Source organism: Stenotrophomonas sp. RS-48, from assembly GCF_030053245.1.
Classification (GTDB): domain Bacteria; phylum Pseudomonadota; class Gammaproteobacteria; order Xanthomonadales; family Xanthomonadaceae; genus Stenotrophomonas; species Stenotrophomonas maltophilia_P.
This window is the reverse complement of the sequence record NZ_JASGBV010000084.1, coordinates 15,466-28,834: the sequence shown is the minus strand read 5'-3', so window position 1 is coordinate 28,834 and position 13,369 is coordinate 15,466. Positions and strand designations below refer to the sequence as shown.

Here is a 13,369-nt window from a genome sequence, read left to right as displayed (position 1 = left end):
GAATCGACAAATTCTGAAAGTTTTTTTTTGGGGGGGCATCGGGCACCGGTCTCCCGCGCTGCAACATGCCCCGGCGCAAACCTGCGCGATCATGCAGGTCCGCCCCCGCCAGGATCGCGCCATGCAGCAGTACCTGCTTCTGATCTACATCGAACCTGCCTTGCTGCAGGCCCTGCCGACCGAGGCGTTCAACACCTTGATGCGCGACTGCCTGGCCCACGCCGACAGGCTGCAGGCCGAAGGCACGCTGCTTCTGGCGCAGAAGCTTCAGCCGGTGGATACCGCGCAGACCCTGCGCGTCCGCGATGGCCACAGCCGGGTGCTGGATGGCCCGTTCGCCGAAACCCGCGAGCTGCTGGCCGGCTTCAATCTCATTGTGGCGCGCGACCGTGACGAGGCGATGCGCATCGCGCGCGAGTTCCCGTGGGCACGGTTCGGCAGCATCGAAGTGCGCCCGCTTGAGGACATGGACGCCGAGCGTGAGCGCTGCGGCGCCCCGCCCGCTATGGCAGCAGCCGTACTCTGACCTCGCGCTTGCCGATGCCCTCGTTGCCGCTGTAGTCGCGCACGCTGGCACGCACGATGTAGTCCCCCGGCGGCAGTGCTGCCGGCTGCCAGCGACCGGTCTCCATCAGGCCATCGCGCACGGTGTTGGTGACCAGGTAGCGGAAACGGGTGACGGCGCTGCCGTGCACCGTGATGCCGCTGTCCGGTGCGTAGGCAACCTTTACGGCGGCATTCTGCGGCGGCATGCGGTTGAACACGATGTTCCAGCGCGGCTGCTCGTAGCCCTGCAGCGGCCGACCGGCCGCATCCAGGATCTGGTAGCCCACCTGGTACGCGCCCAGCCTGCGCCGGGCCAGGTTGTTGTCGACCTGGTCCCAGGCCTCGACCACGATCTGCACGCCCCGTCCCTGCCGCGCGACCATCACGCTGCCGTCGCTCCCCGCCGTCATCGGTTGGTCGTTGGCGTCCAGCAGCGCCACATCGGTGATGCGCGGCGCGAAGTGATCGGCGAAGTTGCGGAACCCCAGCGCGACCGCGTTGGTTTCAAAGCCGCTGGTGCCCACCGCCAGATGCACGTGCGCCTGGCTGTTGATGCTGCCCAGGCGATCGCCCACGTGGATGCGCGTGCCCCGGCGCACGCGGATGCGTTCCAGCGCGCCCTGGTCGTCATACAGCGCCTGCCAGCGCGCGTCGAACGGTTCCCCGCGCGGCGTGCGGCCCACCCGCATGTGGATGTACTTCAGCCGGTCCACCGCCAGCCCTTCGCCCTGCCCGCCCAGGCTCCAGCTGGCCACCGGGCTGCTGATCTTGCCCTCGGCAATGGCCAGCACGGTCTGGCCGACATCGCCGCGCACATCGAAGCCGCCGTGCAGATGGTGCCGGCTCTCACCCCTGAAATTGCCCCGCACCTCGCCCAGCGTGCCGACCACTTCGTGCCAGCCCTCCTGCGGTGCCAGCGGCCAGCGCCCGGCCGTGTCCGGCAGCGCTGCATCAGCGGCGGGTCCGACCAGCGCAGGGGCCGGAAGCTCGCCCACCGGCAGCGGCCGCAGCCGATGCAGCCGGTATCCGGCCGCGTCGGCCACCAGCAGGCTGCCATCCGCATCCAGCGCCAGGCCGCTGGGGCGCGCCAGCCGCGGCAGTCGGTCATTACCGACCAGTGCGATCTGGTGGCCCTGTGCGGTGACCTGTACCACGCGTCCCTCAAGGTCGCCCACGTACAGCACGCCATCATGGGTCGCGGTCAGCGACAGCGGCCCGTTGATGACCCCGCCACTGCCGACCCACGTGCTGACCGTGCCATCGGCACCGACACGACGCACCGCGTTGTTGAACAGATCCGCCACCAGCAGGACCCCGTGCGCGTCGAAGGCCAACGCCACCGGTGTATCGAACCGCGCCTCGCCTCCTGCCGCGTCGATGAAGCCGGGCCGATCGCCCCCGGCGAGGGTGCGCACACTGCCGTCGGTGCCGATCACCCGGATCCGGTCGTTCCAGGTATCGGCCACGTAGATCTGCCCCTGCGCATCCAAGGCGATACCCATCGGCGCATCGAAACGTGCCTGCGCGCCGGGACCGTCGGCGTATCCCTGCTCGCCGCCGGCCACCGTGGTCACCTGGCCATCGACGCCAATGCGGCGGATCGCATGGTTGCCGGTGTCGGCCACGTACAGATTGCCCTGTGCATCGGCGGCGATGCCGGACGGCGTGTGGAAGCGTGCCTGCAGTGCCGGGCCATCGACGCGACCTTCGCCCTGCCCGGCCACGGTCTCGACGCGGCCATCGGGCAGGCGGCGGCGGATACGGTTGTTGTCGCCGCCATCGGTGAAGTAGACGCTGCCATCGTCCAACCGCAGCAGCGCGTAGGGATCGGCGAAGCGCGCCTGCACGGAGGCCCCATCCCGATCACCCGGATGGCCATCACCGGCCAGCAGTTCGATCTGCGCGGTCCATGCCAGCGGCGTCGGCGCCGGTCCCGCAGGTGTCTCGGGGTGGGGTTCGTCCGGCAGCCAGAAGGTCGCCGCCAATGCACCGGCGGTTGCCACCGCAACCGCCGCCATCCAGTATCGCCGCGCCATCGTGTTCCATCATTCAACGGGGAGCGACGAACTTAGCCAGTAGTTCCACCAATGCCAACCCGCATCGGCCTCAGCCGCACGCTCGGGTGCTGTTGCAGCGCGCACTTTTATTTCGTCAGGCCAGGCATCGCTGTGCTTCAGCGGCCCTACCCTGCGCTCGCACAGCGCAGCCTGGTTGGCCGGCTCCAGCGCGGTGTCGAGCAGCAGCGCGTCGGCGAACAGCTTCCAGTCGCCATCCTGCATGTAGGACGCTACCGCATGGGGATGCGATCTCAGCGCGGGCTGCGGAAACGCGACGGCCCACACCTGCTTTCGCCCGTGCGATTCGCTGCTGCGCAGGTCGCGCCGTACCGCTGCGCAGGAATAGCGGATGTGGGTGGCCATGCAGGTGTTGCCCGCCATCCTGCACGACCCCAGCCGGCGGCCCTTGCCGGTGGCGAAATCGTGCCGGCTCAGGCCCAGGATCAACCGGTCGGGGATCGTGCCGAATGTCTGCTCCAGGCGCGGATGATGGTAGTTGGCCATCGCCGTCGGCGGCTGCGCCGGTACCAGCATGGCCATGCGCAGGTTGCGCAGCGGCGGGAATCCATAGCCATCCAGACCGGCAGCGCGACGGTAGTAAGCGTCCTGCATGCCGCGCAGCGGCGAAGAGCCGTTGCCCAGTGCGTTGTTCATCACGTACGCACCCGAGCTGTGGGTGAACACCCGCAACGGCATGTCCCTGTTGTCCACACCCGCCAGCACCCTGCGCAGCTCCAGTCCCACGTAGGGCCCGTTGAGCTGGGCGGCGCCCCAGATCCGGAACGCGTTGCCATGCAGGCCATCCCAGTACACGCGCACGAATGACAACGTCTGCCCGCTGGCCGCCCCGCGCTCGCGGAAATCACGCTCCACCCGTTCGTACCAGGCGGCCGCCTCGCGGTAGTCGTTGTTGTAGCCGTGCACCAGCAGCACCACCACACGGCCGTCCTCCGCAGCACGATCCAGCTGCTGCGAGGCGCGCGCACGCAGCACCTGCTGGATCTGCTGCCAGGTGTCGGTGAAGGCGGCGTCGGGCGTCACCCCGGTATCGGCAAGCAGGCTGCGCCACGCCGCTGCCGAGGCGGCACCTGGCACTGCCGACTGCTGGTAGAGATGCCGGAGCGTCGCGAAATCCGCCGACGACGGGCGTGCCCCTTCCAGCATCTGCTGCACCGGCACCGCTACGCTGGCTGCAGGGTAGAGACTTCCCTCACGGTCCAGGAACAGCGCGGTTGCGTCCTGTCGTCGTTCGGCATCGCGATACAACACGTTCTTGCTGGCACAGCCATTGCATGCGATCGCGAACAACAATGCCGCGACCACGCTCCCGATAGGCTTCATGCACATCCCCCTGTGGATTCGATGCTGCAGGCCGGATCGTCCCTCGACGCCCGGGCCGGCGCTCCCCCGCCCACCCGTGCAGCGCCATCCTGCCGCGGCCGAGGGGCGCCCACAATCACCGTCCGACGAGTGGCTACTTTGCCGGCACCTCGATGCGGATGCCCATCGCCTCGCGATAGCGCGTGTACAACGCCATCACCTTGTCCACGTAGGCCAGCGTTTCCGCGTAGGGCGGTACGCCCTTGTAGCGGGTCACCGCGCCGATGCCGGCGTTGTACGCGGCCGCGGCAAGCGTGCGGTCGCCGTTGTAGCGGCGCAGCAGCGCGCGCATGTAGCGCGCGCCACCGTCGATCGACTGCTGTGGCGAGAACGGGTCGCTCACCCCGTACTCCAGTGCGGTCTCGGGCATCAGCTGCATCACGCCCTGCGCGCCCTTGCTGGACACCGCCAGCGCGTCGAAGTTGCTTTCTGCGTGGGCGATGGCACGCAGCCAGGCATCATCAACACCGGTCGCCTTCGCTGCCGCCCTGAACTGCCGCGCGTGCGGTGCCAGCTGCGGCTTGCCGACCCGGCCCAGGCCCTCATGCGCAGGCTCGCCCGGCGGCGTGGCCACGGTGAATTTCAGGAACACCCGCGAGCCCGGCAGATTGCGGGTGGAATAGACCAGCCGGCCGTCCTGCTCACGTTCGTACAGCACGCCGCTGAACACCCCCATGTTGCCCCACAGGTTCGGGGTCTGGATGGCGTTGTCGTCGATATCTCGCGCGGTGCAGCGCGAACCGGGTTCCGGCGCGGTGGCCAGGCTGACGGTGTTGCCCTGCACGCAGCGGTACACCGTGCGCGCAGCCGCCGTCCCGGCCCACAGGAGGGACAGCAGCATCAGCGCAGCGAGGACGGGGCGGCGGGTCATGGCGGCCGGATCATCCGGCCGCCCCCGCTAACGATGGGTGAATGCGGTGGCGGCCGCGCCCCTAGCGGGCCATCCGGCTGCGCAGCGCGTAGCCCACGCCCAGCAGCACGAACCACGCCGGGCTGGCGATCAGGGCCTGGCGGGTATCGGCCTGCAGGCTCAACAGGACCAGCACGCCCGCGAAGAACACCAGGCACGCCCAGCACATCGCCACGCCACCGGGCATCTTGAAGATCGAGGCCTCGTGGCGCTGCGGGTAACGGCGGCGGTAGACCATGTAAGCCACCAGGATCAGCGACCAGACGAAGATGAAGAGCACCGTCGCCAGCGTCGTCACCAGGGTGAAGGCGGTCACCAGATTCGGGATCAGGTAGATCAGCAGCGTGCCGCCCAGCAGGCACAGGCAGGAGAACAGCAGCCCGCGGGCCGGCACCGCCGCGCGCGACAGTTTCGACAGGCCGCGCGGCGCGTGGCCTTCTTCCGCCAGGCCATACAGCATGCGGCTGGTGGAGAAGATGCCGCTGTTGGCCGAGGACGTTGCCGAGGTCAGCACCACGAAATTGATCAGGCTGGCGGCGGCAGGGATCCCGGCCAATACGAACAGCTGCACGAACGGGCTCTTGTCCGGCACCACCTGCCGCCACGGCGTCACTGCCATGATCGCCACCAGCGCAAGCACGTAGAAGATGATGATGCGCACCGGGATCGAGTTGATCGCCTTGGGCAGGTTGCGCTCCGGGTCGGCGGTTTCAGCGGCGGTGGTTCCCACCAGCTCGATGCCGACGAAGGCGAACACCGCGATCTGGAAACCGGCAAAGAAGCCGACCAGTCCCATCGGGAACATGCCACCGTCGTTCCACAGGTTGGCCAGCGAGGCGGTGTGCCCGCTGGGCGAGGTGAAGCCCCACGCCACCAGGCCGGCGCCGGTGATGATCAGCGCGCAGATCGCCACGATCTTGATCAGCGCGAACCAGAACTCCATCTCACCGAACAGCTTCACTGTCACCAGATTCAGCCCCAGCAGCAACAGCACGCACATCAGTGCCGGAATCCACGCATCCAGGCCGGGGAACCAGAACTGTGCGTACGCAGCGATGGCGATGACATCGGCGATGGCGGTGACGATCCAGCAGAACCAGTAGGTCCATCCACAGAAGAAGCCGGCCCAGGGCCCGAGCAGATCGGTGGAAAAATCGATGAAGGATTTGTACTGCAGGTTGGACAGCAGCAGTTCGCCCATCGCGCGCATGACGAAGAACAGCATCGCGCCGATGATCAGGTAGACGAACACGATGGACGGGCCGGCCAGGCTGATGGTCTTGCCCGATCCCATGAACAGACCGGTGCCGATGGCACCGCCGATGGCAATCAGCTGAAGGTGGCGGTTGGACAGGCTGCGGCGCAGATGCTCGGGGGGCTGGGCAGGGTCGGTCATGGCGCGGAATCGGCGGGCGAAGCGTCCGACGGTAGTCCTCCCGGGCCGGTTGCGCCAGCTGGGGACGGGCTGAATCCGGCAAAGTTGGCCGCTTTCACCACAATGTGACCGAATACCTGATTCGTCCCATTCCGCCCGGCGCGGCGGCATGCTCAGATAGCCGCATCTGCCCAAGGATCGGCCCGACCATGCGCCCTGCCCTGCCTGCCTTGCTGGAGCCCCGGACGTGAGCCGACTGCGGATCATCATCGGGGGAACCGCGCTGGCGCTGCTGGCGGCGGCCATTCCCATCGCCGTCATGGCCTACGCCACGTGGGACCGCGCCGTGAGCGTGGAGCAGCAGCGCCTGCACGACATCGCCGAGCGCACCCTGCGGCGCGCGGACCTGTCCTACCAGGAAGCGCTGGCCGCACTGAAATCAGCCGAGGCCACCGCACTCCCCGCCTGCAGCCCGGAGCACATCCGGCGCATGCAGACACTGGTGATGACCACCCCTTCGGCCGATCAGCTGGGCTATTTCGAAGGCGGCAAACTGCGGTGCACCTCATGGGGGCCGTTCCTGTCCGACGTGAACCAGCCCAGGCCGGACCACGTCACCAGCGACGGCGCCGGAATCGCGGTCGATGTGCGTCCCGAGACCAGCGGCCGCCGCAAGGTGCTGTCGATCCTGTATGGCTCCTACGACGTACTGGTCGATCCCCGCCGCTTCGTCGATGTCATCGTTGATCCGAACGTGCGGCTGGCCCTGGCCAGCCCCGACGGCCGCCTGCTGGCCCGGCAGAACGACATGGATCCGGCGCTGCTGCAGAGCCTGCTGCGCGATCCCGGCATTGGTCTGGACCAGAACACGCTGTACGCCACCGCTCGCAATGAAGAATGGCTGGCCATCGCCACCACCCCGCGGACCGCGCTCACCGCCAGCTTCCGCCAGCAGGCGTGGCTGTTCGTGCCGCTGGGCGTGCTGCTGGCCGCCGCCGGTGCCGGCCTGGTGATCTGGTTGTCGCGCCGCCGGCTGTCGCTGCGGGGTGAACTGGCCACCGCCATCCGCCGTCGCGAGCTGTACCTGCATTACCAGCCGATCATCGAACTGGACACCGGCATCTGCGTGGGCGCCGAAGCGCTGGTGCGCTGGCAGCGTCCGGACGGCACCCAGGTGCGTCCGGACCTGTTCATTCCGCTGGCCGAAGAGGCCGGGATGATCGGCGATGTCACCGATCTGGTGATCGAGAACGTGGTGCGCGACCTGCGCGAACTGCTGGTCGGCGATCGCAGCGCGCACGTGGCGATCAACCTGGCGGCCGAAGACATCAGCAGCGGCCGCGCGTTGAAGATGATCGCCAAGCACATGACCGGCAGCGGCATCCTGCCGCAGCAGATCTGGATGGAGGCCACCGAGCGCGGCTTCCTCGACCTGGACCGCGCCCGCACGATGCTGGCCGCGGCACGCCGCGCCGGGCACAGCGTCGCCATCGACGATTTCGGCGTGGGCTATTCCAGCCTGCAGTACCTGGCACAGCTGCCACTGGATGCGCTGAAGATCGACAAGTCCTTCGTCGATGCGATCGGCACCGACAGTGCCACCAGCCCGGTCACCCCGCACATCATCGGTATGGCGCGCGAGCTGGGCCTGTGGGTCGTGGCCGAAGGCGTGGAGACAGAAGCGCAGCTGGCCTATCTGCACGGTCAGAAGGTGCAGTTCGGGCAGGGCTGGCTGTTCTCCCGGCCGCTGCCACGTGACGAGTTCGTGGCGTTCCACCACAAGCGGCAGCAGCGCTACGGCGCAGCGCGCGAACAGATGCAGAACCCGCGCAGCGTACCGATCGAACAGGAGCCACTGCCGTAAGCGTTACGCCCAGGCCTTCGGGCGTGCGATCAGCCACACCGCACTTGCCGCCAGCAACAGCAGCGGCAGCCAGCCCAGATGGCGCGCGTCGCCGGACTGCAGCACCAGGCCACCGGCCACGCCGCCGGCCGCAATGGCCAGGTTCCAGCCGGTCACCAGCATCGACTGCGCAAGGTCGGCCGCCGCGCCGGCGCGCCGCGCCAATGCCGTCTGGAACAGGGTCGGCACCGCGCCGAACGCCACACCCCACACGATCGTCGCCAGCAGCAGCGCGGTCGCGCTCACCGGCCACAACAGCAGCGCCATGACGGCGGCGATGAAGCCCAGCACCGTGCTCCAAACCAGCGCATGCAGGTGGCGGTCCACACCCCAGCCAGCGATCGCGATACCGACAAGGGCCGCCATGCCGAACGCCAGCAGCAGGCGGTCCAGCCAGGCCCCCGCACCGGCCTGCAAGGCCAGAGGCTCGATGTAGGTGTACAGCACGTTGTGCGCGAGTACGTACAGCGCCATCACCAGCAAGGTGCTGCGCACGCCCGGCATGCGCCATACCGCAGCCAGCGACACACGCCGTCCGGAGCCGGCTGCGGGCAGGGCCGGCAGGGCCCAGCGCGCATAGACCAGCAGCAGCACCGCCAGCACGCTCATCAGGGCGAACGCCCAGCGCCAACCGATCTGCTGGCCCAGCAGGGTACCGGCTGGCACGCCCAGTGACAGGGCCAACGGCGATCCGATCATCGCCACCGCGATGGCGCGTCCCTGCAGCTCAGGCACCACCATGCGCGCGGCGTAACCTGCCACCAGCGACCACAGCAGGCCGCCACTGACGCCGGCCAGGAAGCGCGCCGCCAGAATCAGCGCGTAGCTGCTGCTCAACGCGGTCAGCGTATTGACCAGCACGAAGCCGGCGATCGCGGCCAGCAACAGGGGACGACGCGGCAAACGCTGGGTCAGCGCGGTCATCGGCAGCGCCGCCAGTACCGAACCCAGCGCGTACACGCTGACCAGCTGACCCACCGCCGCATCGCTCACCCCCAGGCTGGCGCCCATCGGCCGCAGCACCCCGGCCGGCAGTGTTTCCGTCAGCAGGGTGATGAAGGCACCGCCGGCCAGCGCCAGCAGGCCGGCCCAGGGCAGGCGCGAGGCAGCACCCGCGGGGGCTGCCGCATCGATCGCGTGGCCACTCATCGTGCAGCCTCCAGATCGGCGTAGATCGCATCGCGCAGTTCATCCACGAATGCACCGTCCATGCCCTCGTACAGCGTATTGGTCAGCGCCACCACGCTCAGGCCCCGTGCCGGGTCAACGAACCAGCTGTGGCCGTAGGCACCGCCCCAGCGCCAGCTGCCTGGCGCCTGCGGCGTTGCGCCGGCAACCGCATCGCGCAGCACGGCAAATCCCAGGCCGAAGCCCCAGCCTGCCGGCTCCGGCGGCCCCGCCTCACCCACCTGCGGCGTGCCCATCTGCGCCAGCAGCGGGGCCGGCAGCAGCGCAGGCGCCTGCCCGTCGCGCAGCGCCTCGAGCACCGTCATCAGATCGTCGGCCGTGCCGACCAGGCCCGCGCCGGCCGATGGATAGCGGCTGGCATCGGTGGCCCGGGCCAGGCTGTACTCGATACCGACCGTTTCCGGGAACACCGGCACGACCTCGCCCTCGCGCAGGCGGTGCGGCAGCGGGTCGTCGCTGACATAGGGCGTGGCCAGCCGGCTCGCGTCGCCGGTTGCGAAGGCGGTGTCGCGCAGGCCAAGCGGCGTCGCCAGCAGGCGCTCGAACAACGCCTGCAGGGTCTCGCCCGTTGCGGCTTCGGCCACCGCCCCGGCCACGTCCACGCCCAGCGAATACATCCACTGGCTGCCCGGCGGGAACAGCAGGGGCACCTGTGCGATACGCCGCACGTTGTCGGCCAGCGACAGCGGATTGGCATCCATGCCATCACTGACGCCGGCCCGCGCGTAGGGGCCGTGCGCATCGGCTTCCAGGAAGCGGTAGCCCAGGCCGCTGCTGTGACTGAGCAGCTGGCGCAGGCTGATGGCCGGGGTGCTGCCGTCGGCGAGCGCCGGCCGGAAATCGGGCAGCCAGCGCTGCACGGGCGCATCCAGATCAAGCACACCCTCGGCGACCAGGCGCAGGATCACCACCGTCAGCAGAGGCTTGCTCACCGATGCCAGGCGGAACAGATGGTCACGGCGCATCGGTTCGCCGCGTTCACGGTCGGCCAGGCCGGTGGCGCTGGCGTGGCGCAGCACCCCGTGCACACGCACCTGCACGACCGCACCGACCAGCCGATGAGGGTGCACCTGCTGCAGCAGGCGCTGCACCGACGGCAGGGCGGGTTCAGTCACTGGGGAAAGAGCGGCATTCATGGCGGCAGTCCGTGGGAGGAGAGGCCGCCACCTTAGGCAGCCTGGACGCCGGCAAAAAGCCGGTTGCCGCTCCGCGCATCATGGACCGGGGAGTCCGCAATGGGCATGATGCCCGGAACCGGAAGGCCATCATCGCGCGTCAACGCGCTGCATCACGGTGTTGCATTCCCCCCGCCGCTGCCCTGCCTGCCACGCCCATGTCCGTTCTCGACAATCTCGCCAACCTGCAGACCTTCGTGCACGCCGCCGACACCCGCAGCTTCGTCGAAACCGGGCGCCTGCAGGGCATTTCCGCCTCCGCGGCGGGCAAGTGCGTGGCCCGGCTGGAACAGGCCCTGGGCGTACGCCTGTTCCACCGCAGTACGCGCAGCATCACCCTCACCGCGGAGGGCCAACTGTTCCTGGCCCGTTGCCGGCGCATCCTCGACGAGCGCGATGCCGCGCGTACCGAACTGGCGCAACCGCATGCCACGCCCAGTGGCACCCTGCGCATCAGCCTGCCGCTGGTCGGCGACCTCACCCTGCCGCTGATGGCCGAATTCATGGCGGCGTATCCGGACATCCGCCTCGACCTGGACTTCAGTGACCGCCTGGTGGACGTGATCGAAGAAGGCTTCGACGCAGTGCTGCGCGTGGGTGAGCCCAGCGATTCGCGCATGAACGCGCGTCGGATGGGGGTGTTTCCCCGGCGTGTCGTTGCCTCGCCTGCCTATCTGCAGCGGCGTGGCACGCCCCGCACCCCGGCCGACCTGCTGCAGCACACGCTGCTGCACTACCGCTTCCCCAGCAGCGGCAAGCTGGAGCCATGGCCGATCCACTGGCCCGAAGGCGAACCCGTGCAGGAACTGCCCGTGCACATGGTCGCCAACACCATCGAAGCCCGCGTGGCCCTGGCCCTGCGCGATGTCGGCCTGGCCTTCGTACCCGTGCATTCAGTGCGCGATACGCTGGCCGACGGGCGCCTGGTGACGGTGCTGGACGAGTACGTGCACTCCTGCGGCACCTTCCACCTGTTGTGGCCCTCGGGGCGCCACGTACTGCCGAAGCTGCGCGTGTTCATCGACTTCGTCGGCGCGCGCCTGGACACCGTGCCGTAGCCACGCCGCGGCGCGACCGTTCAGCCGCCGGCGCTATACTGGCCGCTCATTCCTCCTTGAGGCTCGCGACCGATGCGCCATTGATGCCGCCGTCTTCGAACTAGACGGCCCGACGCTTCCCGCCCCTGTGCGCAGGGGAGAACACGGCATCCATGGAGGTCGCATGACCGCACATTTCCTCACGCTCGATCGCGTGTCGTATCGACTGGCCGATGGCCGGTCGCTGTTTTCAGACCTGTCGTTTTCCTTTGAACCGGTCGCCACCGGCCTGGTCGGCGCCAACGGTGCCGGCAAGAGCGTGCTGGCGCGCCTGCTGGCGGGGCAGATCACGCCGGAAAGCGGCGACGTGCACCGCAGCGGCAACGTGTTCCTGCTGCCCACGCCCGGCCACCCACCCCGTGGCAGCGTCGGCGAACTGGCCGGCGTCGGCCCGCAGCTGGCCGCACTGGCGCGGATCGAGGCTGGCAGCATCGACGAGGCCGACTTCGCCTGCATTGGCGAGCATTGGGATCTGCGCGAGCGGCTGGCACAGCACTGGCAGGCGCAACAGCTACCGGACGATCTCGATCCTGCGCAGCCGGCGGCCCGCCTCAGCGGTGGCCAGGCGATGCAGGTGGCGCTGTCCGGCGCCTGGGCCAGTGGCGCCGACTGGCTGATTCTGGACGAGCCCAGCAATCACCTCGACGCCCGCCATCGGCAGCAGCTCTACGCGCAGCTGCAGCAGTGGACCGGCGGTCTGCTGGTGATCAGCCACGACCGCGAGCTGCTGTCGCACATGCAGCAGATCGTCGAGCTGGACGCGCACGGCCTGCGTCGCTACGGCGGACCCTGGCAGCACTATGCCGAGGCACGCGCCGCCGAGCGGGACGCAGCGGACGCACAGCTTGACCACGCACGTGCGCAGCACCGGCGGCAGCAACGCAGCGCGCGCGAGCAGCACGAACGCCAACAGCAGCGGCAGGCACGCGGCACACGCGAGGCGAAGCAGGCCAACCAGGCACCGATCCTGCTCGGCCGGCAGAAGCAGCGCGCAGAAGCCAGCCACGGGCGTGCGCAGCAGATCCAGAACGAGCGCCTGCAGGCCAGTGCCGCGCAGCTGCGCGCCGCTTCATCGGCCGTGCAGGCCACACCCGAGCTGGCCCTGTTTGCAGGCGAGGGCGAACGTGGCAGTACGCGCCTGTTGCAGGCGACTGATCTCGTACTGCCGTACGGTTGCAGCCTGCCGTTGCAGCTGGAGATCCGTCGCCGGCAACGCATCGCCGTGATCGGCGACAACGGCAGTGGCAAATCGACCCTGCTGCGTGTGCTGGCCGATCACCTGCCCGCCCGCAGTGGCGCCGTGCAGCGCCTGGCGCCGCTGGCCCTGCTGGACCAGCAGCTGCTGGGGTTGTGCGGTACGCGCAGCATTCTGGACAGCGTGCAGGCCGCCAACCCCGCCGCCGATCCTGGCGAGCTGCGCACGCGCCTGGCGTTGCTGGGGCTGGATGCGCAGCGCATCCAGCGTCCCGCCAGCAGCCTCAGCGACGGCGAACGGGTGAAGGGCGCACTGGCCAGCGTGCTGTATGCCGACCCGGCACCCCAGCTGCTGCTGCTCGACGAGCCCGGCAATGCCCTGGACCTGGGGGCACTGCAGGCGCTGGAACAGCTGCTGGATGCATGGCCGGGTGCGTTGATGATGGTCAGCCACGACCGTCACCTGCTGCAGGCCTTGCGGCCCACGCAGGTACTGCAGGTAACAGCAGACGGTTGGCAATGGCACGACCCACGCCCTTGAACC

10 protein-coding genes are annotated in these 13,369 nt (G+C 68.9%); 4 read left to right on the top strand and 6 right to left on the bottom strand.

Annotated elements, in window-relative coordinates; genetic code table 11:
- Positions 1 to 121 precede the first annotated feature (121 nt).
- Positions 122 to 526 (top strand): YciI family protein, encoded by a 405-nt coding sequence (locus tag QMZ25_RS15155; RefSeq protein ID WP_065175397.1) that lies wholly within the window; start codon positions 122 to 124, stop codon positions 524 to 526.
- Here the strand turns inward: QMZ25_RS15155 and QMZ25_RS15150 are convergent.
- From QMZ25_RS15150 to cycA, 4 genes are all read right to left on the bottom strand, one after another.
- Positions 504 to 2,582: a gluconolaconase gene (locus QMZ25_RS15150; protein ID WP_065182538.1), complete on the bottom strand. Its 2,079-nt coding sequence runs from the start codon at positions 2,580 to 2,582 to the stop codon at positions 504 to 506. The genes QMZ25_RS15155 and QMZ25_RS15150 overlap by 23 nt on opposite strands.
- 9 nt (positions 2,583 to 2,591) lie before the next feature.
- Positions 2,592 to 3,944 (bottom strand): hypothetical protein, encoded by a 1,353-nt coding sequence (locus tag QMZ25_RS15145; protein WP_180875802.1) that lies wholly within the window; start codon positions 3,942 to 3,944, stop codon positions 2,592 to 2,594.
- A gap of 133 nt (positions 3,945 to 4,077) precedes the next feature.
- Positions 4,078 to 4,854, bottom strand: a complete 777-nt coding sequence (locus tag QMZ25_RS15140; RefSeq protein WP_065182540.1) for a lytic transglycosylase domain-containing protein — start codon at positions 4,852 to 4,854, stop codon at positions 4,078 to 4,080.
- 61 nt (positions 4,855 to 4,915) lie between these two features.
- The gene (gene cycA / locus QMZ25_RS15135) at positions 4,916 to 6,289 is read right to left on the bottom strand and encodes a D-serine/D-alanine/glycine transporter (RefSeq protein WP_180875803.1); all 1,374 of its coding nucleotides are present in this window, start codon (positions 6,287 to 6,289) and stop codon (positions 4,916 to 4,918) included.
- A 226-nt stretch (positions 6,290 to 6,515) separates the two neighbouring features.
- On the opposite strand from cycA, the gene QMZ25_RS15130 reads away from it, so the two are divergent.
- On the top strand, positions 6,516 to 8,132 hold the full coding sequence (locus tag QMZ25_RS15130) for an EAL domain-containing protein (protein WP_065182542.1): 1,617 nt from the start codon (positions 6,516 to 6,518) through the stop codon (positions 8,130 to 8,132).
- Positions 8,133 to 8,135: 3 nt separating this feature from the next.
- Here QMZ25_RS15130 and QMZ25_RS15125 read toward each other — a convergent pair whose 3' ends face one another.
- Positions 8,136 to 9,320 carry an MFS transporter gene (locus QMZ25_RS15125; RefSeq protein ID WP_283219881.1) on the bottom strand — a complete coding sequence of 395 codons (1,185 nt, stop codon included), beginning with the start codon at positions 9,318 to 9,320 and terminating at the stop codon, positions 8,136 to 8,138.
- Complete coding sequence (locus tag QMZ25_RS15120; RefSeq protein ID WP_180875805.1) at positions 9,317 to 10,495, bottom strand: serine hydrolase domain-containing protein; 1,179 nt, start codon at positions 10,493 to 10,495, stop codon at positions 9,317 to 9,319. Before QMZ25_RS15120 ends, QMZ25_RS15125 begins: the two co-directional genes overlap by 4 nt.
- Positions 10,496 to 10,692: 197 nt before the next feature.
- Between QMZ25_RS15120 and QMZ25_RS15115 the strand changes: the two genes are divergently transcribed.
- On the top strand, positions 10,693 to 11,592 hold the full coding sequence (locus tag QMZ25_RS15115) for a LysR family transcriptional regulator (RefSeq protein WP_053518823.1): 900 nt from the start codon (positions 10,693 to 10,695) through the stop codon (positions 11,590 to 11,592).
- Between the two features lie 163 nt (positions 11,593 to 11,755).
- Complete coding sequence (locus QMZ25_RS15110) at positions 11,756 to 13,366, top strand: ATP-binding cassette domain-containing protein (RefSeq protein ID WP_283219880.1); 1,611 nt, start codon at positions 11,756 to 11,758, stop codon at positions 13,364 to 13,366.
- The last annotated feature ends 3 nt before the right edge of the window (positions 13,367 to 13,369 follow it).

What these genes read in the sequence shown, in the direction of transcription:
- QMZ25_RS15145 (WP_180875802.1), bottom strand. Translation starts at nt 3,944, where the DNA reads ATGAAGCCTATCGGGAGCGTGGTCGCGGCATTGTTGTTCGCGATCGCA.
- QMZ25_RS15150 (WP_065182538.1), bottom strand. Translation starts at nt 2,582, where the DNA reads ATGGCGCGGCGATACTGGATGGCGGCGGTTGCGGTGGCAACCGCCGGT.
- QMZ25_RS15110 (WP_283219880.1), top strand. Translation starts at nt 11,756, where the DNA reads ATGACCGCACATTTCCTCACGCTCGATCGCGTGTCGTATCGACTGGCC.
- QMZ25_RS15120 (WP_180875805.1), bottom strand. Translation starts at nt 10,495, where the DNA reads ATGAATGCCGCTCTTTCCCCAGTGACTGAACCCGCCCTGCCGTCGGTG.
- QMZ25_RS15140 (WP_065182540.1), bottom strand. Translation starts at nt 4,854, where the DNA reads ATGACCCGCCGCCCCGTCCTCGCTGCGCTGATGCTGCTGTCCCTCCTG.
- cycA (WP_180875803.1), bottom strand. Translation starts at nt 6,289, where the DNA reads ATGACCGACCCTGCCCAGCCCCCCGAGCATCTGCGCCGCAGCCTGTCC.
- QMZ25_RS15155 (WP_065175397.1), top strand. Translation starts at nt 122, where the DNA reads ATGCAGCAGTACCTGCTTCTGATCTACATCGAACCTGCCTTGCTGCAG.
- QMZ25_RS15115 (WP_053518823.1), top strand. Translation starts at nt 10,693, where the DNA reads ATGTCCGTTCTCGACAATCTCGCCAACCTGCAGACCTTCGTGCACGCC.
- QMZ25_RS15125 (WP_283219881.1), bottom strand. Translation starts at nt 9,320, where the DNA reads ATGAGTGGCCACGCGATCGATGCGGCAGCCCCCGCGGGTGCTGCCTCG.